The 25,692-nt window shown below is 35.3% G+C and carries 20 protein-coding genes; 9 read left to right on the top strand and 11 right to left on the bottom strand.

Annotated features, from left to right (window positions below; all coding sequences use genetic code 11):
- Positions 1 to 14: 14 nt before the first annotated feature.
- Entirely contained in the window at positions 15 to 4,406 is a 4,392-nt protein-coding gene (locus LNP23_RS20620; protein ID WP_230002694.1) for a PKD domain-containing protein, read from the bottom strand.
- Between the two features lie 260 nt (positions 4,407 to 4,666).
- Complete coding sequence (locus LNP23_RS20625) at positions 4,667 to 5,542, bottom strand: hypothetical protein (RefSeq protein WP_230002695.1); 876 nt, start codon at positions 5,540 to 5,542, stop codon at positions 4,667 to 4,669.
- 310 nt (positions 5,543 to 5,852) lie between these two features.
- Between LNP23_RS20625 and LNP23_RS20630 the strand changes: the two genes are divergently transcribed.
- The 6 genes from LNP23_RS20630 to LNP23_RS20655 all read left to right on the top strand — a co-directional run bounded on the left by LNP23_RS20630 (position 5,853) and on the right by LNP23_RS20655 (position 13,484).
- Positions 5,853 to 6,863: a helix-turn-helix transcriptional regulator gene (locus LNP23_RS20630; RefSeq protein WP_047773679.1), complete on the top strand. Its 1,011-nt coding sequence runs from the start codon at positions 5,853 to 5,855 to the stop codon at positions 6,861 to 6,863.
- Positions 6,864 to 7,178, top strand: coding sequence for a pentapeptide repeat-containing protein (locus LNP23_RS20635; protein ID WP_230002696.1), 315 nt, complete (start codon positions 6,864 to 6,866; stop codon positions 7,176 to 7,178).
- A gap of 158 nt (positions 7,179 to 7,336) precedes the next feature.
- Positions 7,337 to 7,795 carry a MarR family winged helix-turn-helix transcriptional regulator gene (locus LNP23_RS20640; RefSeq protein ID WP_047773682.1) on the top strand — a complete coding sequence of 153 codons (459 nt, stop codon included), beginning with the start codon at positions 7,337 to 7,339 and terminating at the stop codon, positions 7,793 to 7,795.
- Between the two features lie 57 nt (positions 7,796 to 7,852).
- Entirely contained in the window at positions 7,853 to 10,243 is a 2,391-nt protein-coding gene (locus tag LNP23_RS20645) for a 3-hydroxyacyl-CoA dehydrogenase/enoyl-CoA hydratase family protein (RefSeq protein WP_047773684.1), read from the top strand.
- Positions 10,244 to 10,331: 88 nt separating this feature from the next.
- A complete protein-coding gene (locus tag LNP23_RS20650; protein WP_047773686.1) occupies positions 10,332 to 11,513 on the top strand; it encodes a thiolase family protein in 1,182 nt (393 codons plus the stop codon).
- Positions 11,514 to 11,678: 165 nt separating this feature from the next.
- Positions 11,679 to 13,484, top strand: a complete 1,806-nt coding sequence (locus tag LNP23_RS20655; protein WP_047773689.1) for an acyl-CoA dehydrogenase family protein — start codon at positions 11,679 to 11,681, stop codon at positions 13,482 to 13,484.
- A gap of 538 nt (positions 13,485 to 14,022) precedes the next feature.
- Here LNP23_RS20655 and LNP23_RS20660 read toward each other — a convergent pair.
- The gene (locus tag LNP23_RS20660) at positions 14,023 to 16,035 is read right to left on the bottom strand and encodes a BCCT family transporter (protein WP_230002697.1); all 2,013 of its coding nucleotides are present in this window, start codon (positions 16,033 to 16,035) and stop codon (positions 14,023 to 14,025) included.
- A gap of 253 nt (positions 16,036 to 16,288) precedes the next feature.
- Here LNP23_RS20660 and LNP23_RS20665 point away from each other — a divergent pair, with 253 nt between their 5' ends.
- Complete coding sequence (locus LNP23_RS20665; protein ID WP_047773693.1) at positions 16,289 to 17,383, top strand: glycoside hydrolase family 18 protein; 1,095 nt, start codon at positions 16,289 to 16,291, stop codon at positions 17,381 to 17,383.
- Between the two features lie 252 nt (positions 17,384 to 17,635).
- Here LNP23_RS20665 and LNP23_RS20670 read toward each other — a convergent pair whose 3' ends face one another.
- The 4 genes from LNP23_RS20670 to LNP23_RS20685 all read right to left on the bottom strand — a co-directional run bounded on the left by LNP23_RS20670 (position 17,636) and on the right by LNP23_RS20685 (position 20,148).
- The gene (locus LNP23_RS20670) at positions 17,636 to 18,121 is read right to left on the bottom strand and encodes a hypothetical protein (RefSeq protein ID WP_047773695.1); all 486 of its coding nucleotides are present in this window, start codon (positions 18,119 to 18,121) and stop codon (positions 17,636 to 17,638) included.
- Positions 18,122 to 18,191: 70 nt separating this feature from the next.
- On the bottom strand, positions 18,192 to 19,112 hold the full coding sequence (locus tag LNP23_RS20675) for a transporter (protein ID WP_230002698.1): 921 nt from the start codon (positions 19,110 to 19,112) through the stop codon (positions 18,192 to 18,194).
- A 39-nt stretch (positions 19,113 to 19,151) separates the two neighbouring features.
- Entirely contained in the window at positions 19,152 to 19,676 is a 525-nt protein-coding gene (locus tag LNP23_RS20680) for a DUF4251 domain-containing protein (protein WP_230002699.1), read from the bottom strand.
- A 37-nt stretch (positions 19,677 to 19,713) separates the two neighbouring features.
- On the bottom strand, positions 19,714 to 20,148 hold the full coding sequence (locus LNP23_RS20685; protein WP_230002700.1) for an META domain-containing protein: 435 nt from the start codon (positions 20,146 to 20,148) through the stop codon (positions 19,714 to 19,716).
- Positions 20,149 to 20,359: 211 nt separating this feature from the next.
- Here LNP23_RS20685 and LNP23_RS20690 point away from each other — a divergent pair, with 211 nt between their 5' ends.
- Positions 20,360 to 20,887 carry a superoxide dismutase family protein gene (locus LNP23_RS20690; RefSeq protein WP_047773702.1) on the top strand — a complete coding sequence of 176 codons (528 nt, stop codon included), beginning with the start codon at positions 20,360 to 20,362 and terminating at the stop codon, positions 20,885 to 20,887.
- A gap of 105 nt (positions 20,888 to 20,992) precedes the next feature.
- On the top strand, positions 20,993 to 22,195 hold the full coding sequence (locus tag LNP23_RS20695; RefSeq protein WP_230002701.1) for an LETM1-related biofilm-associated protein: 1,203 nt from the start codon (positions 20,993 to 20,995) through the stop codon (positions 22,193 to 22,195).
- Between the two features lie 34 nt (positions 22,196 to 22,229).
- Here LNP23_RS20695 and can read toward each other — a convergent pair whose 3' ends face one another.
- The 4 genes from can to LNP23_RS20715 form a co-directional block, all read right to left on the bottom strand.
- A complete protein-coding gene (can, locus tag LNP23_RS20700) occupies positions 22,230 to 22,868 on the bottom strand; it encodes a carbonate dehydratase (protein WP_047773706.1) in 639 nt (212 codons plus the stop codon).
- A gap of 121 nt (positions 22,869 to 22,989) precedes the next feature.
- Complete coding sequence (locus tag LNP23_RS20705; RefSeq protein ID WP_047773708.1) at positions 22,990 to 24,645, bottom strand: SulP family inorganic anion transporter; 1,656 nt, start codon at positions 24,643 to 24,645, stop codon at positions 22,990 to 22,992.
- Between the two features lie 80 nt (positions 24,646 to 24,725).
- The gene (locus LNP23_RS20710) at positions 24,726 to 25,010 is read right to left on the bottom strand and encodes a BTB/POZ domain-containing protein (RefSeq protein ID WP_047773710.1); all 285 of its coding nucleotides are present in this window, start codon (positions 25,008 to 25,010) and stop codon (positions 24,726 to 24,728) included.
- A 132-nt stretch (positions 25,011 to 25,142) separates the two neighbouring features.
- Entirely contained in the window at positions 25,143 to 25,622 is a 480-nt protein-coding gene (locus LNP23_RS20715) for a Dps family protein (RefSeq protein ID WP_047773712.1), read from the bottom strand.
- Between the last annotated feature and the right edge of the window lie 70 nt (positions 25,623 to 25,692).

Here is a 25,692-nt window from a genome sequence, read left to right on the forward strand (position 1 = left end):
TTAATCTGTTGCTTTTATTTAATTAAAGTGAATGCGCCCTTTTCTGTAACCGTATGTTTATAGAATGTTTTAGCAGTAATTTTGAAGTAGTAGTTCCCGTTTTCGGCCACTAAATCTTTTACTCTTCCATTCCATCCGCTGATGTTTGTACCCGTTTCGGAATATACCATTCCACCCCAGGTATCAAAAACTTCCAATGTTATATTATCTAAACCAAGAAATAAAGGTGCAAAACTGTCATTTAATCCATCATTATTAGGTGTAAAGGCATTAGGCATCATTAGACTGTATCCTTTTTCTACCTTAATTGTCATGGTGTAAACATACTCACAACCGAAAGGATAGGTTACAGTTTGTTTTATAGTATAGTTCCCTACTCTGGTATAACTGTGTTTTGGACTTACCTCATCTGAAAAATTACCATCTCCAAAATCCCATGAAACTGCTGTAAAATCTCCGGTTGCTAAATTGGTAAACAAAATAGGGTCGTAAATTGAGTACAAATCATAAATGTCTTTACCATAAGAACTCACAGAAAAATCAGCGGTACCTAAAACCGGCGTGTTCACATTGTATGGGAAATCTGCTATACAACCGAAACTATCCTTCACACTGAATATAATTAATCCATTATTTTCAGTATTCATTATTTCGTTATTAACGCCGCTAATTACACCGTCAGACCAACTTAATGTATAAGGCGGAATACCTCCTTTTACATGTCCGACAAAGGTTTGTTTAACATATTTGGTGTCACAATTAAAATCGGTCAATACTTCTATGCTCGGAGTAAGTTGCTCGAATCTGGTTATCTTCCAGGATCCAGACTTTTGACAACCGTTTTTGTCGGTAACTTTAACGGTATAATTACCCGGTATAAGATTTTCCAGATCTTCAGTTGTTGCGCCGTTAGACCAAGAGTATATAAATGGAGGGGTACCTCCGGTTACTACTAAATTTACTCCTCCCGTATTGGCTTCTGTACAGCTTAGCGGATTTGTAACATCTGCATTTAATTCTAATAATAAAGGTTCTACAATAATGAACTCTTCTTCAAATTTACATCCTTTAGCATCGATAACCTTTACGGTATATTTTCCCTGTCCAAGATTATTTCGTTCAATACCGGCTGTAGCATCATCAGCCCAAACCAAAGTCACGGGAGCCTTACCTCCAAAAAGATTTAGTCTGATATGAGCGTCTTTTTCTCCAAAACAAGAGATTTGTTTTACATCAGGATTCATAGAAAAAACGGGCGCATTATCAATGACTATAGGAAATTCCTTTGTACAAGTCAGAGCATCTGTTATGGTAATTAAATAACTTCCGGCTGACAAATTATTTTGTTCGTATCCGGTCCCTAAATTGCTCCATTTTATAAGGTACGGTTCTCCTGTTGTAAACGGAACTCCTCCGGTAATACTCTTTATCTTTATGAAAGCATCTGAATAATTATAACAGGCAATTTCGCCTTTGGTATAGTCTATTTTTATTTCATCGTTTTGCAGTAATTTAACCTCTAATACATCAGTACAACCTGAATTGTCAGTAACCGTTAAATTATAAGTTCCTGCCGCAACATTCGTTAAATTTTTAGAATAACTATTAAATCCATTCGGACCCGTCCATCTGTAATAATATTCAAAAACACCTGGAGCAGTCTCATTGCCTCTTCCTCCAACAACATCTACCGTGATTTCTCCTGTGTAGTCTCCATAACATAAAATATCAACCTGTTTTACCAGACTTGCTTTTAATAATGGTGGTTCTATAATGGTATACGTATCTTCTAATACATTACAATTATTAACTTCGGTAATGGTAACTTTATAAACTCCTTTGGTTAAATTTTTTAAATTACCTGAATTATTACTATAAGGGTTTCCATCCTTTGTCCAAACAAAAGTATAAGGTTTTGTTCCCCCGGTTGGACTTACATTAATTATTCCGTTATCAGCTCCAAAACAAGTTATATCATTTTTGTATCCCGATGATTGAAACAAACCAGGTTCTTCAACATAATACGTTTTAGAAAATGGACAATTCCCATTATCACTAATTGTTAAATAATAATATCCTGATTTCAGATTAGAAATGTCTTCATCTGTACTTGTAAATCCGTTTGGACCTGCCCAACTAAATGTATAAGGTTTTCCTGTTGTAAAAGGAATACCTCCAACTACATTTAAACTGATGGCACCATCACTCAATCCGTTACAAGTAATTTTCTGTATGATCTCACCTGCATTTATCAATGGGTCTACAATAACTGTAATGGTAAAATCTGGTCCCGGACAAACTTTTGATATTGGCGATATGGTATAGGTAACCGTTGCGCGATTGGGAGTATTATTTGTTAAGGTCTGACTAATACTTGCTACCGGAGAAGTTTGTCCGAAAGCACCGCTCACAGCACCCGCCGGTGAAACAACCGGATTGGACCATACATAAGTAGTCCCTGCAGGAACATTATCTGTCCCGTCTGTAACCGGAGCAATTCTAAAACTGTTTCCACTACAAATTTTTGCAGTTTTTGGTTGTATAATTGGCGAAAGAACCGTGTTAACCGAGAAATTAGCCGTTTTTGTAGTTGTTCCGCAGCTATTGGTAACACTAAAAGTAGCTTGGTAATTTCCGCTCGTCGTATAGTTTATCGATCCCGGATTTAATGATGTCGATGAGGCTGGACTTCCTCCCGGAAAACTCCAGAGATACGTAATCTCAGTACTTGGAGAACAAGTTTCCAATACTTTTCCAACAGGTCTAATGGTTGCAGACTTACAAAAATCTGAAATAGGATCTAAAGTGATAACAGGCTGTTTTTTGACCTCTATTGCTTTACTTATAGAACGCTTAATTCCACAAGAATTTACTGTGGTTAATCGCACAGAATAAGTCCCTGGCAACGTAAAATTAAAAACCGGATCTTTTGAATACGGATACGTTCCATTTGTAAAATTCCATCGCCCTTTTCCTAATCCTGGCGGTGTTTCTTTTCCACAATAACCTTCATAATAATTGGTAACTTCCCAATAATAGCTCTCTGTACCACAACTTAAACTCGTATCCGTTGTATTGGTAATTGCAACATCACTGGAAGCACAAGCATTACCATAAGTAAAATTGGGATCTAAAATTGGCTCAACACATATGGTTCTTGTCGTTGAAGATCCAATTCCACAAGGAGTCTGAGCTGATAGTTTAATCGTATACTTTCCGGGTTTTGTATAAATATGATAAGGGTTAACCTCACGAGAAGGCGCGCTTCCATCTCCAAAATCCCAAGTATAAACATTGTAAGTACTACAATCATTCGTATACCCGGCAAAAGTGGTATTATTAAAACTAGTATAAGAATCCACACAAGCAATAGAGTTTACATTAAAGCTTATTACCGGCACATCTAAAATAATAATTGGACCTGCTGTAAGGTAAGTACTTCCGCAAGAAGTCGATATAGTCAAACTCACCGTATTTCCAGTTGGACAATTCGCTCTTGTAAATTTATGTGGTACAGGAAAATTTTGTGAAGCCTGAGGATTTAAACTATTATAATACGGAGAAGCTTCTAATTGCGCCTGAGTAAAGTTTAATGCTATACCATCTCCGTAATCTACTCTATATTGCGTATCTGAAGGATTAAGCCCCCAAGCCCCAATTGCAAAATCCATCGGATCAACAGGAGCGCATAAGTTGGTGGTATTACCCGGAGCAATAAGAGCCCCGATCGGGTTATTCGAATTCTTAACAACATAAGTGATAGCATTACTACAACTGTTGGTACCAATTGCGGTTATGACCATATTATAAGATCCCAATTTCAAATAATCGTGTGTTTTAGGAAAAACAACATTATCTTCTAATTTTCCATCACCCCAATCTACATTATAAGAGGTAATACAGGATACCGAATTTGAATTGTTACCAACCTTAATTGTATATTTAGGATTCGAATTATTATCACCGCATCGCTCAAAAGGATTCTTGGATCCAGGCGAATTTACATCAACAAATTTCAAATCCGGTTTTTGTTTAACCGAAACATTTTTTGTTAGAGAACTTACTCCTCCACTTGCGTCTGTAACGGTTAATTTCACAGAGAAATTTTGAAATCCGCATCCACGGGCCTCAAAATTATGGTTAGGATTACGATCTGTAGAAGTCGTTCCATCTCCAAAATCCCATAAATATTTAAAAGGACCACTGCCCGTTATCACCGGAGTAAAAGTAACCGGAGTTCCCGAACAGACACCATCATTGGTAAAAGTAAAGTTAACTGTTGGAGGCAGAACTAAATCCCTCCCGTTTTCGCTAAAATAATTATTGTTTTTGTTGTTACCGGATCCGTGTGCTAAAGAAGTGATAAGTAAAAGAAAATAAAGGGGTAAGAAGTAAAGTTTCCTCATTTAATATTGTTTGTTTTTGGTCCTCAAAAGTATATGTTTTTTTTAATCAAAAAAAGATTATAAATAATCATTTTCAAATTAAGACAACTTACTATAAAACCTATTCCAAAACGGAATTAAATCACTAAATATAAACCAATTACAAAATCCTACATTCTCCTTCTTTTCGTCCAACTATTTTATAAAGTAAAAAAAGCTGTCGATTAGAATCAATTGTTATTGCCATTATCTGCTAAATGGCCGACTCACTTGCCCTATTACTACTCTTTTTTATGATACCTGCTACAAACATAAGACCATTCCAGATTCCCTCTTAACCAAAATATAAAAACACCGTAAAATTCAGGAAAGAGTAATTTCAGACTGTCAATATTGTGGGTAATTTCAACTAACATCTTTTTTAGAATCTGATCCAGAGAAAGGTTTGTACCGGCAAGCAGTATCATCAACTGATTTGCCAATTCTTCTTCTGTAATTTCTTTATTAAAAGAAAAAACATCATTTACATACATAAAAGGTTTCATGAGCAGATTCAGTGTGTATTCCTGAGCCACAATATGCAGCAAATCACGGTCGTCATAAACGGAAATAAGCGCAATTAAATAGGCAGCTATTCCCCCATCCGAAAGTCTGAAAAAATGAAACATTTCCTCCGAACTGTTACATACTTTTTCCTTAATCTCAAACCTTCTGTTTATAAAATAGCAATAGGCACAATTAACCCAGGAACTGTATACCTGATGTTGGAACTTTTCGGAAAAAAAATCGAGTACAATATCGTTGATTTCATCGATTAGCTCATCCATTGTCTCCAAGGAACACAAATCGTCTTCCCAATCAAACAGCAGATTATTAAGGATACAAAAACCTAACAAAGCGCGTCGGTTTACAATTTCACGCGCCAGCACCATATGTCCCACCAAATCGATATAAGTAAGCCAGGCTAGCTTCCTCTTATCAGGATTTGGACCGTTGTAAAACTTCAGCGATCTCGTGAGTATACTATCAAGCTCATCAGGAGAGAAAACATACCTGCTCCAGTTACATGGAAACAATGCACCACAATCTTCATGAAAATCTTTCATTACTTGATGCTCTAAGAACTTTACGCGCAATTTTTCGTGTACAACTACCATAATAATAATTTTAACTATTTGACAATCTATTAATTACATCAAAATTCAGCATTATTTTCCTACACAACAAACAATTTAACTAATCGTTATCTTTTTTACTTTAAAGACCAGAAAAGTCGAAATGCGTTTAACCTAAACGGAGTATCCATAACATCCCGAATATTACACCAACATTTCTTTTTCATCTGTATTGCGCAACAATTTTGCGTAGTAAAATTTAATCTCTATTTTTGATCGTAAGATTCGTCGTATAAATGTGTAGTACTAACACGTCACAGCTTGCCACTCCTAAAAAAATTCAAAATAATATATGGCTCAAAACAAAAATGCTCTCATCAGATATAAAACGATAGACAAATGCCTGCAAAATTCTTATAGAACCTGGACTTTAGAGGACTTAATGAATGCCTGTTCTGATGCTCTGTATGAATATGAAGGAAAAGAAAATCCGGTAAGCAAACGAACCGTGCAGCTCGACATTCAGATGATGCGCAGTGAAAAACTGGGATACAACGCACCAATCGTTGTTTATGAAAAGAAATATTATAAGTATGAAGAGGATAGCTTTTCTATAACTGATATTCCGCTTACGGAAACCGATATCAATGTGCTCACCGAAACCGTTTCGATGCTGAAACAATTTAAAGACTTTTCTTTGTTTAGCGATGTATCGGATATACTGCAACGTTTGGAAGATAAAATTTACGCCGAAAAATCACATACAAAACCTGTAATTTATCTGGATAAAAATGAAGGACTAAAAGGACTCCATTATCTCGATGAAATTTATCAGGCCATTATTAAAAAAACGGTTTTGGTACTTACCTATAAATCATTCAAATCTACAGAAGAAAGCACCTTCAATTTTCATCCTTTTTTATTGAAAGAATTTAACAACCGATGGTTTTTAATTGGAAAACGAAAAGGCTCTGCTCCCATCACTAATTTAGCTTTGGACAGAATCGTTTCTATAGATTATGATTTTAATCTCCCCTATATCGAAGAAGATTTTGATGCCGAATTATTTTATAAAAATGTAATCGGCGTTACCGTAAATACAGGTTCAAGACCCCGAAAAATTGAACTCTGGATAGATGCCATAAATGCGCCCTATGTACTGACAAAACCTTTACACCAAACACAACGACTTATTAGAGAGAATGAGGACAAAAGTATTATTATACATTTATTCCTTTCACCAAATTATGAAATGGAACGTATACTATTGGGCTTCGGTGATGGAATTGAAATCATTAGCCCCGAAAATCTCAGAGATCGCATGAAAAGAATACTCGCGAAAGCGTTGCAAAGATACGAGTAGATGAAATTCCAAATTTTTAAATTCCAAATTCCAATTGCTGTAGAGACGCACAGCAGTGCGTCTCTACGGGGTGCGTCTCTACGGGGTGCGTCTGTTCGTGGTGCGCCTGTTCGTGGTGCGTCTGTTCGTGGTGCGCCTGTTCGTGGTATGTCTCTAAATGGTTCATTTGTACGAAACATTTTGCATTTCACAAACAAACATTTTTCATTTTACGGAAAACATTTCATCATACAAATTCAATATTTCATAAAAATTACCTTAAATAAAAGAATCATTATTATTTTGAATGCCAAAAACAAATTACAAACCAATTAAATTTATTAAAATTCAAAAAAAGAATAGTATATTTCAAATAAAAAACAACCCTAAACCACTCTAATTCAGAGATATTTTTTTATTAACAAAAAATTTATCTTAAAATTATATGCATGCATAGTATTTTTTGATTATATTTGAAATCGATATAGTTACATATGAAAGACAAAACAATAGATTATATTTTGAGAGCTACATGGCAAGCCGTATCAAGAATGTACAACGAAGAAGCTGCTAAATACGATGCCACCATGGCCACCGGGTTTGCGCTTTTGAGTATCGACAAAGAAGAAGGTACGCCTTCAACAGCTCTTGGACCAAGAATGGGAATGGAAGCGACCAGCTTAACCAGGACGCTTAAATCAATGGAAGAGAAAGGTCTTATTGTTCGCAAAAAAAACCCAACGGACGGTCGCGGTGTCTTAATTTATCTTACCGAATTTGGAAAAGAGAAAAGAGACTTATCCAAAAATACTGTTTTAAAATTTAATGAAACGGTAAGAAAACATGTTTCTGACGAAAAGATGCAACATTTTATCGAAGTATCAGAAATCATCAATGAATTAATTCAGGATAAAAATATATTTAATCAAACGGAAAAACCAGAAAATGAGTAATCTTAATTCAAATAAGTAAACTCAAATTCAAATAAAAAAACAAAATATTAACTACGTATGAAACGCACAATTAAAAAAGTCGCTGTAATCGGATCCGGAATTATGGGTTCAGGAATAGCTTGCCATTTTGCTAATATTGGTGTTGAAGTTTTACTGCTTGACATCGTACCGCGCGAGTTGACAGAAGCTGAAGCTAAAAAAGGATTAACACTTGAAAGCAAAGCAGTTCGTAACCGATTGGTAAACGATCATTTAGCAAACTCCTTAAAATCTAAACCCTCTCCTATTTACAGTCAGAAATTCGCAAACCGAATTACGACCGGAAATACGACAGACGATATGGCAAAAATTGCCAACGTAGATTGGATTATTGAGGTTGTTGTCGAGCGTCTGGATATTAAGAAATTAGTATTCGAACAAATTGAAAAATTCCGTAAACCGGGAACTTTAGTTACTTCTAATACTTCCGGTATTCCAATTCACTTTATGAGCGAAGGAAGAAGTGAAGATTTTCAACAACACTTCTGTGGGACACACTTTTTTAACCCTGCGCGTTACTTAAAATTATTCGAAATCATTCCTGGCCCAAAAACTTCAACTGAAGTATTGGATTTCTTAAATGAGTACGGATCTAAATTCTTAGGAAAAACTTCGGTTGTTGCTAAAGATACTCCGGCATTTATTGGAAACAGAATTGGTATTTTCGGAATTCAGAGTTTATTCCATTTAGTAAAAGAAATGGGATTAACAATCGAAGAAGTTGATAAATTAACCGGTCCGGTTATTGGTCGTCCAAAATCAGCTACTTTCCGTACTGTTGACGTTGTTGGTTTAGATACTTTGGTACACGTTGCCAACGGTATTTACGAAAACTGTCCGAACGACGAACAACACGAATTGTTCAAACTTCCTGATTTCATCAACAAAATGATGGAAAATAATTGGTTGGGAAGCAAAACTGGACAAGGTTTCTACAAAAAAGTAGACAGAGATATTCTTTCTCTAGACTTAGATACATTAGAATACCGTCCGGCTAAAAAAGCTTCTTTCGCTACTTTAGAATTAACTAAAACTATCGATAAACCAATCAATCGTTTTAAAGTTCTGGTAAAAGGAAAAGACAAAGCAGGAGAATTCTACCGTAAGAGTTTCGCCGGAATGTTTGCTTATGTGTCAAACAGAATTCCTGAAATCTCAGACGAATTATACAAAATAGACGACGCCATGAAAGCTGGTTTTGGATGGGAAAATGGTCCATTCGAAATTTGGGATGCCATTGGTGTTGCCAACGGAATCGAAATCATGAAAGCAGAAGGTTTAGCACCTGCTGCATGGGTTACTGAAATGTTAGCGTCAGGAAGTGAAAGTTTCTACTCTGTAAAAGAAGGAGCCACTTATTTCTACAACATTCCAACAAAATCTCAAGTAAAAGTTCCTGGACAAGATTCATTCATTATCCTAAACAACATTCGCGAAAGCAAAAAAGTTTGGAGTAACAGTGGTGCAATTATCCAAGATTTAGGAGATGGAATTTTGAACTTAGAATTCCAATCTAAAATGAATACCATTGGTGGTGATGTACTTGCTGCTATCAATAAAGCAATCGACTTATCTGAAAAAGAATACCAAGGTTTAGTAATTGGTAACCAAGCAGCGAATTTCTCTGTTGGTGCTAATATCGGTATGATTTTCATGATGGCGGTTGAACAAGAATACGACGAATTAAACATGGCGATCAAATTATTCCAGGATACTATGATGCGTGTACGTTACTCTTCAATTCCCGTAATTGTGGCACCTCACGGTATGACTTTTGGAGGTGGATGCGAAATGAGCTTACATGCTGATAAAGTCGTAGCTGCTGCTGAAACTTACATGGGATTAGTTGAATTCGGAGTTGGGGTACTTCCTGGTGGTGGTGGATCTAAAGAAATGGCTTTAAGAGCTTCTGATTTATTCCGCAAAAACGATGTGGAATTAAATGTTCTTCAAGAATATTTCTTAACGATCGCTATGGCTAAAGTTTCAACTTCAGGTTATGAAGCTTTTGACACTGGACTTTTACAACACGGTAAAGATATCATTGTAGTAAACAAAGACCGTCAGATTGCTGAAGCCAAAAAGCATGCTTTGTTAATGGCAGAAGCAGGTTATACACAACCGATCAGAAGAACTGATGTGAAAGTATTAGGAAAACAAGCTCTTGGAATGTTCTTAGTTGGAACAGACCAAATGGAAGCCGGTAAATATATTTCTGAGCACGATAAGAAAATCGCAAACAAACTGGCTTACGTTATGGCTGGTGGTGATTTATCTGAAGCAACATTAGTATCTGAACAATATTTGTTAGATATCGAACGTGAAGCTTTCTTATCTCTTTGTACAGAGAGAAAAACATTGGAAAGAATTCAATACATGTTAACTAAAGGGAAACCACTTCGTAATTAGAAAATAGAACAAGGAGAAAAGAATATAGATTTCAGACAACAGTCTATTCTCTATACTCTATTTTCTATACTCTTAAAAAACAAATCAAATGAAAACAGCATATATCGTTAAAGCTTACCGTACTGCGGTAGGAAAAGCACCAAAAGGGGTTTTTAGATTTAAAAGACCTGATGAATTAGCTGCAGAAACCATTCAGTTTATGATGGACGAACTGCCTGATTTTGACAAAAAACGTATCGATGACGTTATGGTAGGAAATGCCATGCCGGAAGCAGAACAAGGACTAAACGTTGGACGTTTGATCTCTTTAATGGGATTAAAAGTAGAAGATGTTCCTGGTGTAACTGTAAACCGTTACTGTGCCTCCGGATTAGAAACTATCGGAATGGCTACTGCTAAAATTCAATCGGGAATGGCTGATTGTATTATTGCAGGTGGTGCAGAAAGCATGAGTTTTATTCCAATGGGAGGTTACAAACCAACTCCGGATTATAAAGTAGCGGCTGCAGGTCATGAAGATTATTACTGGGGAATGGGTTTAACTGCTGAGGCGGTTGCCAACCAATATAAAATCTCAAGAGAAGATCAGGATGAGTTTGCTTACAATTCTCATATGAAAGCTTTAAAAGCACAGGCAGAAGGAAAATTTGACAAACAAATCGTTCCAATTACTGTTGAGCAGACTTTCATTAACGAAAATGGTAAAAAAGAAACAAAATCATACGTAGTAAAACAAGACGAAGGTCCAAGAGCCGGAACATCTGTTGCTGCATTATCAGGACTAAGACCTGTTTTTGCTGCTGACGGAAGTGTAACTGCCGGTAACTCTTCTCAAATGAGTGACGGAGCTGCTTTTGTTTTAATCATGAGTGAGGATATGGTGAAAGAATTAAATCTTGAGCCAATCGCCAGATTAGTAAACTTCGCTTCTTCAGGTGTTGAGCCTAGAATTATGGGTATCGGTCCGGTAAAAGCAATTCCAAAAGCATTAAAACAAGCTGGATTGACTTTGAACGATATCGAATTAATTGAATTAAACGAAGCGTTTGCTTCTCAAGCTTTAGCAGTTACTCGTGAATTAAATATTAATCCAGAGATCATCAATGTCAATGGAGGTGCGATTTCTTTAGGACATCCGCTAGGTTGTACAGGAGCGAAACTTTCTGTTCAGTTATTTGATGAAATGAAACGCAGAGGTAACAAATACGGAATCGTAAGTATGTGTGTTGGAACTGGGCAAGGTTCTGCGGGGATTTACGAGGTATTATAAGATAGTATTCGCAAACTTTGTCATTCTGAGGAACGAAGAATCTTCGTAAGTAACTCCATAAAGATTGATAATCGGTACGGATAATTGTCGCGGAGATTCCTCCTTCGTCGGAATGACAATATTGAGAATAATCAGAAACAAAAAACATACAAAAAAACATAAGCAATGGCAGATACTATCGAAAAAAACGTAACCCGTGGTGGTCAGTTTTTAGTTAAAGAAACAAAATGCGAGGATGTCTTCACACCGGAAGATTTCTCGGAAGAGCAGTTAATGATGCGTGATTCTGTAAAAGAGTTCGTAGACAAAGAATTATGGGCACATAAAGATCGTTTCGAAAAGAAAGATTATGCATACACTGAATCTTCTATGCGTAAAGCGGGTGAACTTGGACTTCTTGGAGTTGCAGTTCCGGAAGAATACGGTGGATTAGGAATGGGATTTGTTTCTACTATGTTAGTTTGTGACTACATTTCAGGAGCTACAGGTTCTTTCTCAACTGCCTTTGGTGCTCATACAGGAATTGGAACTATGCCAATTACCCTTTATGGTACAGAAGAACAAAAGAAAAAATACGTTCCTAAATTAGCCTCTGGAGAATGGTTTGGAGCTTATTGTTTGACTGAGCCGGGTGCAGGATCTGATGCTAACTCAGGAAAAACAAAAGCTGTTTTATCTGAAGACGGAAAATACTACTCGATCACAGGACAAAAAATGTGGATTTCGAATGCAGGTTTCTGCAGCGTATTTATTGTTTTTGCTCGTATTGGAGATGATAAAAATATTACAGGTTTCATCGTTGAAAATGATCCGGCTAACGGAATTTCAATGAATGAAGAAGAACATAAATTAGGAATCCGTGCTTCTTCTACACGTCAGGTTTTCTTCAACGATACAAAAGTACCGGTTGAAAACATGTTGTCTGAAAGAGGAAACGGTTTCAAAATTGCAATGAATGCTTTGAATGTTGGTCGTATTAAATTGGCTGCAGCTTGTTTAGATGCACAACGTAGAGTTACGGCAAATGCTGTAAAATATTCAAACGAAAGAATTCAGTTTAATACTGCAATTTCAAGCTTTGGAGCAATTCGTGCTAAATTAGCTGAAATGGCTACTAACGCTTATGCAGGCGAAAGTGCTTCTTACAGAGCTGCAAAAGATATCGAAGACAGAATTGCTGCCCGTGAAGCGGAAGGAACTTCTCACCAGGAAGCTGAATTAAAAGGTGTTGAAGAATATGCTATCGAATGTTCAATCTTGAAAGTAGCAGTTTCTGAAGACGTACAAGCTTGCGCTGACGAAGGAATTCAGATTTTTGGTGGAATGGGATTCTCTGAAGACACTCCAATGGAAAGTGCCTGGAGAGATGCCCGTATCGCTAGAATCTACGAAGGAACAAACGAAATTAACAGAATGCTTTCTGTTGGTATGTTGATCAAAAAAGCTATGAAAGGTCACGTTGATTTATTAGGACCAGCTATGAAAGTTTCTGAAGAATTAATGGGAATCCCATCTTTTGATACTCCTGATTTTTCTGAATTATTTGCTGAAGAAAAATTAATCATCGCCAACCTGAAAAAAGTTTTCTTAATGGTTGCCGGAAGTGCTGTTCAAAAATACGGTCCGGATTTAGATTCACACCAACAATTATTGATGGCAGCTTCTAATATCTTAATCGAAGTTTACATGGCTGAAAGTACTATTTTAAGAACTGAAAAATTAGCCAAAAAAGAGGGTGAAGCTAAAGTTCAAGAGCAAATTGCAATGGCAAAATTATACTTGTACAAAGCAGTAGACATCGTAAACTTAAACGGAAAAGAAGGAATCATTTCTTTTGCTGAAGGTGACGAACAACGTATGATGTTAATGGGACTTAAACGTTTCACAAAATATACAAACAATCCAAATGTAGTAGCTTTGAGAGAGGTTATTACTTCTAAATTAGTTGCAGAGAACGATTACTGCTTCTAATATAAAAATAGTTTTTAGCTTTTAATTTGTTTAAACCCGCACTTGTCCGAAACAGTGCGGGTTTATTTTTTTGATCTTTTGCCACCAATTGCACCAATTTACATGAATTATTTCTTTGCTAAAGATTCCTATAAAGGGCGTTTAGTACTTTCCCAAGGAGCCGCTAACTTCGCAGGCTTATAAGCAAAAAAAATGCCACAGATTAAAGGATTACAATGATTAAATAATCTGTGCAAATCTTTTTAATCAGTGGCAAAAAAAATTGGTGCCAATTGGTGAAATTCCCAACAAAAACATAGCTAAGTACCTGTTTAAATTTTAATACAAAGAATTTTAAATCCGTTTTAATCTGCGTCTTCGTGATAACGAATCTGTTCAATCCGTGTGCAAAGATTATGCAGAATTGGAAACGGATTATACGGATTTGCAATAGCAAAAACGCTGATAAAAACGGGTTTCTCTTTTTCTTATTAAACTCAATACTATTTGTGTTTCATTTTTACTGCTGTACATTTTTTAACTTGAGTTTTATTTTTTTCTAATTGGTTGGTTTCATAATCAGATCATTATCCCGATCAGAACTTAGATTTAAAAACCGCTCGTATTCCCTTAAAACATCTGAAATGATTCCATCTTTACTTAAATATTGAACATCATATCCCATCCTGTGATCTCCAAAATAAGTAATCGGATGAAATGTAATTTCTGAATCACTGTCGGGGCTATTTTTTTCGTTTATTAAAGTTTCCGAAATAGTGAGTGCCTGAGCCATTACACCGTATTTAAAATTTCGCAACTGATCAAATTTGATTTCCAATTCAATCGCGTGTTGAGGCGATGAAAATGAATTGATATTCGCATCGACATTATTGTTGGCTAACTCTGCTTTTAATTCTATAAATGCTTTTTTCACGGTTGTGTCAATAAATCTGTGCACATCTTTCTTTTCAGAAAACGTCAGGATTTTTTCGAGATGCTCTTTCCAATTATTGTTATTCCAATTTAAACTTCCGTGGGAATATTTTTTAATACTGTATTCATTATCCGCTACAAGTGCTTTCCATAAGTTATAACACAACAAAATCATTATAATTCCAAACGGTAAGGCCGATATAAGCGTCATTGTCTGCAATGAGGCTAATCCACCTGTTCTTAACAAACTTAAAGACAAAAGCGACAATAGAACTCCCCAAAAAACACTTTGCCATTTAGGCGAGTTAATAGCCCCTTTTGAAGCAATACCATTCATTATAAAAATACCCGAATCTGCAGAAGTGATAAAAAACACACAGATAATTAGTATCGACAAAACATTCAAAAGCGTCGTAAAAGGGAAATAACTAAAGAAGTTAAACAATAAAGTATCTGGGTTATTGGCTAATTGACTTAAAGCGCCATGAGCTACATGTTCGTCTATCCATACGGCACTGCTTCCAAAAACGGTCATCCACAAAAAATTAAAAAAGGCAGGAATAAACAAAACAGCCAAAATAAACTCTCTGATTGTTCTTCCTTTAGAAATTTTCGCAATAAACAATCCTACGTAAGGCGCCCAAGAAATCCACCAAGCCCAGTATAAAATCGTCCATTTAGAAAACCACTCCTGGCTGCCTTTTTCATAAGCATAGGTGTTAAAAGTAAGCGATATAAAATGACTGATATAATACCCCAACCCTTCTGTAAAAGTGCTTAAAATATAAATTGTTGGTCCAAATACCAATATAAACAACATCAATAGTACAGCCAGCAGTATATTCATTTCACTTAATTTCTTCACTCCTTTTCCTAAGCCAGAGATTGCCGAAAAAACTGCGATTACCATTACAACTAAAACAATAGCAACTTGATATTTAAAATCCGTATCCGGAATAATTTTAAGGCTTACCAATCCGGCACATAACTGTACAACTCCAAAACCAAGCGTTGTAGTAATTCCGAAAAAAGTACTGCACAAACCAAAAACATCAATTATGTCACCAAATCTTCCATGTATTTTGTCCTTTAACATCGGATAAAAACCACTTCTAATTGCAAGTGGTAAATTATGTCTGTACGTAAAATAAGCCAACGACAATCCTACCACACCATAAATAGACCAAGCATGAAACCCCCAGTGAAAGAAAGTGTACAATTGTGCTTCTTTGGCCCGAAGATCAACGGCTAAATTAGCATTAGCGGGAGTTGCGTAATGCGACATCGTTTCACTGACACCAAAATACATTAACCCAATTCCCATTCCGGCCGCAAAGAGCATTGCTACCCAGGAGAAAAAAGAATAATCCGGTACCGAATCGTCATGACCCAGTTTAATTTTCCCCAATTTACTGGTAGCCAACCCTATTAGAAACAACACAAAAACGGTCACTAATAACACATACAACCAACTCAGATTTTTAAAAACCAACTCTTTTATAAAATTGAAGACCTCTTCCGTTTCAGTGGAGAAAAAACCACAGCATAGAGAAATTGCGATAATTATTGCTAAACTTGGAAATGCAACAGATTTGCTGAAATTTGTTTTAAACACAACTGAAGTATTTAATTTATTCATAATTGAAAATATTTAAAAACCGATTAATTACTAGGTAAAAGCCTAAACAAAAAACAACACTAACCATTGATTTACAAATGATTGCAAGAAGAAAATCTAACTATAGTAAATTTACTTAAAAAGAAACTGTAATCCACAAAAAAACAAACAGTGGAAAATCAATGTTTTAAACGAAGCTAAAAAATAAGGAGGAAAATAAAATTTAACCTAAATGTTCTATATTTAACATTCTAAAAACTTCAAAAAACAAAAAATGAAACAACTCAATCTAATTGCTTTCTTTTTATTGTGTAGCTGTACGATATCTACTTTTGCGCAAAAAAATAAAAAGATGGACATCATCGCGTATTATACAGGCGATGACAAATTAATCAACGAATATGAAATAAGCAAGCTAAATCAAATTATTTTTAGTTTTTGCCATTTAAAAGAAGGAAAATTAAGCGTTGACACTCCAAAAGATTCTGTCACAATCAAACATTTGGTTTCCTTAAAAGCTTCCAATCCGCAACTAAAAGTGCTTTTATCTCTTGGTGGCTGGTCTGGTTGCGAACCTTGTTCAGCAGCATTTTCAACTGCTGAAGGAAGACTCCTTTTTGCTAAATCTGTAAAAGAACTCAGTGATTATTTCAAAGTAGACGGTTTAGATTTAGATTGGGAATATCCAGCCATTGAAGGACTTCCGGGGCATTTATACCAACCTGCTGATAAAACTAATTTTACGGAACTAATCAAAATTTTGCGCAGTACTTTAGGAAAAAAATACGACCTGAGTTTTGCTGCAGGGGGCTTCCAAAAATATCTGGACGAATCTGTAGAATGGAAAAAAGTGATGCCATTGGTAAATCGTGTAAACATCATGAGTTACGATTTAGTAAATGGATATGCTACTGTTACGGGGCATCATACGCCTTTATATAGCACTAACCCGAAAGAGGAATCTACAGACCGAGCGGTTGAGTATCTACTAAAACTAGGCATTCCGGCAGAAAAACTAGTGATTGGTGGTGCTTTTTATACGAGAACATGGAAAGAGGTTGCAAATGTAAACAATGGTCTATATCAACCGGGAGTACATATTCAAGGAGTTTCTTTCAAAAATTATGCTACAACTTATACAGAAGCTAACGGATGGAAATACTTTTGGGATGACAAAGCAAAAGCGGCTTATTGGTACAACGAAAAAGAAAAAACATTTGCAACCGGAGACAATGTTACTTCTATAAAAGCTAAAGCGGAATATGCAAAAGCTAAAAAATTAGGTGGAGTTATGTTCTGGGAACTTCCTTTAGACACTCCTCGTGATGGATTGGTTAATACCATTTATGAAGTTAAAACTGCTAAATAAACTAGCTGTAAAGCAAAAAAAAGGGGCGTTATTTTCAAAATAACACCCCTTTCTATTTGTAGCCAAGCGTTAACCTGCATAAATACTACTTAACACATAGAGACATAGATTTGGAATTAAATCTTTAAAACGTTTCCAGAAAATCATAATTTCCCCACATAGTTCTTATGTTGCTTCTTTTTAAGTAAAACGTTTCTACGATCCATGCGGACTATACTTTTAAGCGTTAAACAAAATACACTCGATATATTATTACTTAATTTTGCTCTTATCTAATTCCCCAATAAAAGGAATTGCCTCCAAAATCTCGGCTTTAATGATCGTTTGCAGATAAACTTCTAACTGAATAAATTTTGCTGCATTAATTGCTCCAACGGCTTTTTTAGCTTGCCCGTACGTTTTACAATACAACTTCTCATAGTTCATATGGTTTTTCAAAGTTCCTTTGGCTAATTCATCCGCTTTTTCATCTGTAAGCGTTTCGTAATTTGCAGCATAATCATTTATTAGCTTAAATTTCGCCTGACCAAGCGCATTACGCTGCTCCTCGTATTTATCATAAATTTTAGTAAAAGCAACATTTTGAGCATCAGATAAATTCATGTATTGCTTTACCAAATCAGCTTTAGATTTACCGTAAATACTTTGCAAAACCTCAACATCTTCTTTAAACGAAGATTGAGAATAACCCCAAGAGGCCGAAACACACATAACGAAAACAAGAATTAATTTTTTCATAATTTAAATGTTTAATAGTGAAATGTCAATTGTGAATTGTAAAATTTGATATTGTAAAGTTTAATAGTTCTTAAAAAAAGGAATATTGATACGAAAGCGTTAAGGCGTAATAATTTAATCCATTATTGGTATAGGCGCCGACATGATATTGTAATTTTACGGACTGGCCTTTTGCAACGGGCGCGGCAAAAGTCCCTCCTACTCTCCAGTTATCAATTTCGCTATCATCTGAAACTCCGTCTGTGATTGTTTTTCCGCCAAAAAACCAGTTAGTATTAAAGCCAATCCACATATTATTTTTAAAGTAATAACTTGCATGCCCCTGCAGACTGTACGTATGCTTTTGCTCTAATTTTTTACCCAAAAAATCATTGTTATTGGTATAAAACCAAATTCCACCATAAGCTTCTGCATAGAAATGAGAAAACCGTCTGGAAACTCCAATTTCAGGTTTAAAAGCCCAACGATTTGTTCCTATATTAATCTTTTTATCATCGTAGTATTTTCCGGTTGGAATCGAAGTTACTAAACTGACTCCCAAAATAGTTTTTTGCTCAAAATCCTTAAAATCTTTTTTATCGAGTGCCGGAGACCCCAATAAATTGATTCCCAATCGCACTTTCATGTCTGCTAAACCCGATCTGGTTCCGGTCAAAACTGCACCATTGGTAGCCGTCAGAGATCCGTCCATAAAAGTGTATGGAAGGGAGACCTGTACACGCGCCAGTTTGTTCGCAAGTCCAAAAGTTCTGATATAACTTCCGACCAGACTGTGACTCTTAATGGTAAAATCCTTAACAGGCAACGATGGATCTGTTAATACATTTCCATCCATAAAACCATAACCAACCGCAACCACATTAAGGTCTTTGGCCACGTTGGCGTAAACTCTGGGTTCTAAATCCTGACTGTAAATTGAAAATGAAATTAAAGATAGTACTACTACAAAACGATGTCTTTTAGACAAAATAGGAAAAACTTTTTTTGGCATAAACGAATAGATTCAAGGCATAATAATCAAACTAAAACTCTATTTTTTATTCTCTTCTGTTTTGGGAGCCCTGATCTTTCCGTCATACGAAATCACGCCTCTGTTATTGCTGTTAATAGACACATTTGCTCCTCCATCATAAAATACAGAAAACAAAAGAACATAAACATCACGTTCCCCTTTTACCGTCATTTTGATGTTGTATCCTTTTTTCTTATTCTCAATTGTAATATTTTCAGGTTTTCCTTCAAATTTCATTCCCCCGTCTGATGAGCCATAGGCCACATTATAGCCACGTCCGAAATAAGGCAAATCACAGTTTACTTTTTCTTCACTAACCTTCATCGTATAAGTATTGAAATCTAAAATGATCGTTCTATACCCCATCGGATTCGCTCTCTCTGCGTCAAAAACAAAATTTTTAGAATTAATCAGGGCTTCGGTTTCTTTTTGCTTTTGAAGTTCCCTTTCTGCTTTTAACTGTTTTTTCGTTTTTTCCTGAGCGAAACCATTGCTGGTTATAAAGATTAATAACACCAATAAAAATGATAATTTCTTTTTCATAAAATGAATTTAATAGTGTTTAAACAAGAAGACTTTTTTATTTTTTGGTAAATCGCATCATAGCGATATCGCCCGAAATGAAGTGCAGTGTTTTCCCTTCATCCGTAATATCATACGAAGTTATTTTAGGAAGGGTGCTCATAAAAGTCTGTTCCCCCTGATTGTTCGTACACATTTTTTTTGTAACGGCCATGGGTTGCGTAAAATCAATTTTGTTTCCGTCAATACTCAATTTACCGTTAAAATTATTGCAGCTGTTGCTTCCTGAAACCCGTTTTTCCTTTAAATCAAAATTGATTGTTGGTTTTCCATTGGGGTACAAACCCTCAAAAGTTATTTTGGGCCCGGATATATAATTGAGTTCCCAGGTTCCTTCCAATTTAGAAGCAGTATCTTCTTTTTTACATTTAAAAACATTGCATGAACTTAGCATAAGTCCAAAAAGAACTAAAACAGAAATATATTTTTTCATAACGTTAAGTATTAAAAGTTAACCAATTATAAAAACAGTATTCGCGAATTTTTCTTTAAAGTGTACACGAATTTAAACAATATTTTCGGTATATCTTTAAAACTTGTCTTTAATTGCAACCCTTAATTTTAGATTTTTTTAACTTTTATAGTCCCCTAATTCAGTCCTTTTGTGTTAATTTTACTTACTATTAAACTTAAAAGCCTCTTTCATGAAAAAAATAATTGTCTCTTTCGCTATAATTACAGCCTTAATCATTGGTTGTAAAACAAGTACAAAATCAAATGATGCCAAAACGCTGACCATCGCATTGGAACCAAAAAGTAACAGTACGGTAACCGGAACTGCCACTTTCACAGAAAAAAAGGGTAAAGTAACTTTTGTTGCAAAAATGTCGGGTTTAAAACCGGGAGTACATGCGATACACATTCATGAAAAATCAGATTGTACGGCTGCCGACGGAAGTTCTGCAGGAGGTCACTGGAACCCCACTTTTAAGAAACATGGTAAATGGGGTGTTGGCGAATATCACAAAGGCGATATCGGCAACTTCACCGCAGATGAAAAAGGAAACGGAACGATTACAATGACTACTGATGAATGGTGTATTGGTTGTGAAGATGAAACCAAAAACATCCTGGGAAAAGGCTTAATCGTGCATCAGGGAGTTGATGATTTCACCTCTCAGCCAGCAGGAAATGCAGGAGCCAGAGTCGCCTGTTCCGGAATCATAAAGTAAAAAACACGATAACCACTACATTTAACAAAATCTAGTGGTTATTTCATTTAAAATTAATCTTAACGTCAGAAAAAAATATAGCTTTGTAGCCTCAAACTAAAGTTAATGATTAACCCATCGGCATCAGGCTGGATAGATAAATTTTTTAGCGAACAGAAGTTCTCAGAAGCAATCCCTTTTGAGACGGTGGATTCGTTCTATAATAAAGTCAGAGAAACGGGCTTTATTTATGGCCATATCATTTCTATTAATTCTCAAATTCCTGTTGCGATACAAGGCTGGTTTAAAACCGAAATTTCTAAAGTTGCGCTTTTAAACACCTTATACAATATGTATTGTTTAGAAAAGAGAAGTTCTGAACCTAACAATTTTATAGCGGAAGTTTTAAAATTCTACAAAGAAATGAATCCCGAAGGATTTAGTTTGTTTAAAATTTTACTTCCAAAAGACACCCCTTCTTTAGCCTTAGAAAACATAATCGATCAGCGCGTTCAGACGAATGACAGCATTATTAGTAAAAACTTTTCGCATCTGGTAACCAATGCCCTATTGTTTATTGATGTACTGGCTTTCAGACAATATTTAGCACATGGCGAAATTCCTGAAAAATATTTAAAACGAATTGAAGAGACCGTTCTGGGTATTGTGGCTTTAGCCTTAAAAACCAAAACCGTTAAATCACAGCATGACGATTTATTGATTAAATTGTTTGAAGCTTCTATCCGTTATTCCAAATTTTCAAAAGTTACAGTAGACACGTTAGAGACACTGCAATTGGATTATTTTAATAACAAACTGGAGCAGTACTATTTAATTGACATGGCCGGAATGGCACTTTGGAGCGATGGTGTCGTAGAAAACGAAGAAGCTTATTTTCTACATTCCTTAGGATCAATGATGGGAGTTTCTGATGCTTTTGTAACGACAAGCATCACAACAACCAACACCTTTATTACGACTCATAAAAAGAAAATCCCATACTTTAATTACTCTAATCCGGTAAAGCATTTTTACGATCAGATGACACACACTGTTGTAAAACTAATTGTAAGGAACAAAAACAGATTGGTTAAGGAAATCGTTCAAAGCAAAGAATTGATGATTCTGTTGGCGTATTCTACAACAAGAGATCTGGATGCCAAAGAAAAGAAAAAGGTAAAAAAACAACTGCTGGATATTTGTAAAACAATTCCGTCCTTAACTATCTTTTTACTTCCGGGCGGAAGTTTGTTATTACCGATTTTAATCAAGTTTATTCCAACTTTATTGCCTTCGGCTTTTAATGAAAATTTAGACGAAAATGAATAAAAAAAATCGCCCTTTTGAGGCGATTTTCTATTTCTTAAAGATTGTTTAACTGATAAACATCATCTAATTCTTCATTCGAACTAATATTTACATTCAAATCCGTTACGAAACCGGAATTTAAACCGTAAACCCATCCGTGAAGTGTTAGGTCCTGACCATTTTTCCAGGCTCCTTGAACGATTGACGTTTTAGCTAAGTTGTAAACCTGCTCTTTAGCATTGATTTCTACAAAAGCATTAAAACGCTCTGTTTCATCTACAATCGAATTTAAATATTTGTCATGTAAACGGTATTCGTCTTTAATATGACGAATCCAGTTGTCGATAATTCCAACAGATTGATTCCCCATAGCCGCTTTTACACCACCACAACCGTAATGTCCGCAAACAATAACGTGTTTCACTTTTAGCACGTTTACTGCATAATCCAGAACGCTCAACATATTCATATCAGAGTGAACGACCATATTGGCAATGTTTCTGTGTACAAAAACTTCTCCCGGTTTAGCACCGATAATTTCATTAGCAGGAACACGGCTATCAGAACATCCGATCCATAATAATGGCGGAGTTTGTCCTTTGGCTAAATCTGCAAAAAAATTAGGGTCTAATGCTAATGATTTCTCAACCCACTCTTTATTGTTTTCTAATATTTGCTTATAAAAATCTTTCATTTTTTGTTTCGTTTTTAGTTAGTATTTCTAACTTGATTAAAGGTATCAAAAATAATTTTACCGAACGGCAGCTTAATTTCGATACTTCTTTCATTTCAGAAATACCTCAATTAATTTATTTTTATTTTTTAGAATCTTCGTTTGCAACCTCTTTTTTCACCATCGTTCTCTTAGCAACATCATAATAATGTTCGATAGATACATGATTATTGATATCCGGTGAATTTTCTAACTCGTAAGCTTCTTTAAAGCCTTTAAGTTTTACTTTGATATTTTGATCAACAGCACGTGTCCCTTTAAATTCGCGAATTAAATCTAAAACGTCATGTGCAATATACTCTGTATCGTGTGCATTAATAATTACTTTAGAATTTTCAGGAATTTCATTCAATGTTGATTTGATTGCTGCCTTATTTAAGAAGGAAACCTCCTGAGCCAAATCTATATGAATAACATCTCCGTCTTCGTATTCTTCTTTTTTGAAACTGTAAGCTCTTTTTAAATTTCCTCTCAATACAAAAATAATACTGATTACAATTCCCAGAGCAACTCCTTTAAGTAAATCTGTTGCTACGACAAACACTAATGTCGCAATAAAAGGAACAAACTGGTATTTACCTTTTTCCCAGAAATGTTTAAATGTTGCCGGTTTCGCTAATTTATATCCAACCAAAATCAAAACGGTTGCTAAAGTCGCTAACGGAATTTTATTTAAAATTGTTGGAATAGACAAAACACTAAGTAACAAAAGCACACCATGAATGATGGCTGACATTTTAGATTTTGCTCCTGCGTTATTATTTGCAGAAGATCTCACCACAACTGATGTCATTGGCAAACCACCTAAAAGTGAACTTAATATATTACCAATTCCCTGTGCTCTAAGCTCTACATTGGTATTAGTATAACGCTTCTGAACATCCATTCGGTCAGCGGCTTCAATACATAACAATGTTTCAATAGACGCTACAATAGCAATTGTTAACGCCACAACCCAAACCTGAGGATTCGATACCGCAGCAAAGTTTGGCAAAATTAAAATAGATTTGAATTCATCAAAAGACTTTGGAACCGGTAAAGAAACCAAGTGTTCTTTTGTAATGGCTAATGAACTTCCTGAAGAAACAAAAATTTCGTTTAAGACAACACCCGCAACAACAGCAACAAGCGCCCCCGGAATCAATTTAAGATTCTTTAAAAACGAAATCTTATCCCATGAAATTAAGATCACCAGAGAAACCAAAGAAACCACTACCGCTCCTAACTGAATATGATTTAATATATCGAATAAAAACGAGAAGGTATTGCTCCCGTCGTTTTGAATAAAAGCCTGGTCTCCTTCAAAATCAGCATCGTAACCAAAAGCGTGTGGCACTTGTTTTAAGATGATAATGATTCCGATACCGGCTAACATTCCTTCGATAACATTTGTTGGAAAATAATTTGAAATACTTCCGGCTTTTAAAAATCCTAATGCCAATTGAATTAATCCGGCAATAAAAACAGACAGTAAAAACACATCGAAAGCGCCAAAATCGGTAATAGCTGTTAAAATAATAGCTGTTAAACCAGCTGCCGGCCCCGAAACACTAATATGAGATTGGCTTAAATAACCAACCACGATACCACCGATAACACCCGAGATAATTCCGGAAAACAAAGGAGCTCCAGACGCCATTGCGATACCTAAACACAATGGAAGAGCCACTAAAAAGACCACTAAACCTGACGCAAAATCAGATTTAAGATTGGCAAAAAGATTGATTTTTTTTGTCATAATACAATACTAAGAATTGATACATTAAAGAGCAACTGCATTTATCTATAAATACAGTTCGTTTAAAATAATCGGAAGTATTATGCCAAGTTGGGTGGTGGAGCAAATATACTCGGAGAAATATTATCTAATTCGACAATATTACCGGATACTATATTTTTTGATTCATTAAAAACCGGCATAACCAATTCATGCTGAAATATAGCCGCGTAAACAGCTGCTTTAAGTTCTTTGTGTGATTGCTCTTCTTCAGAGCAACTGAAAGTTACGCACGTATCACTACCTTTCTTTAGCACACAAACAATTGTTGGTGTTGCCAAAAAAGCAATAAATAGAAATAGTAATATGCGAGCGATTAATTTCATTGTGGCAAAAATAGCGTTAAACGAATAAAATCAAAGCGAGAAGGCAAAAATTTTATAGAAATTTAACATTATTAAAAAATCAGAATGACAGCAATCCGTCATTCTGATTTTAATCCATTTATAATTAACTATTTATAATGATTCTTCCAACCAGGCATTCATCATCCAGATTGTTTTTTCTTGCTCTGCAATGAAATCACTCATCATAGAATTGGTCCCTTCGTCATTGATTTCACCGGACTGACTAAGGATTTCTCTTTCAATTTTTAATAAATCTGATAACGAATGTACAATCAAATGAACTGCCTTTTCATCATTCGAGATGTTTTTTCCAACTGTTAATTTGTTGTTTTTGATATAATCTTCAAAAGTATGCAAAGGAGTCCCTCCTATTGTCAAAACTCTTTCTGCAATCATATCTATTTTTAATTGAGCATCTGTATACAATTCTTCAAATTTCACATGCAAATCAAAAAAACGTTTCCCACGAATATTCCAATGAATCCCTCGTAAATTTTGATAATACACCTGAAAATTGGCTAACAACACATTTAATTCTTTTACTAATAATTCCGACTCTTTTACAGGTAATCCTAAAATATTTGTTTTCATAATCCTTATTTTTACACTAATTTACTACAAATTTATTGTAAGTTCTTTAAATTTTATATCAATAAAAATT

The organism is Flavobacterium cupriresistens (assembly GCF_020911925.1).
Lineage (GTDB): Bacteria > Bacteroidota > Bacteroidia > Flavobacteriales > Flavobacteriaceae > Flavobacterium > Flavobacterium cupriresistens.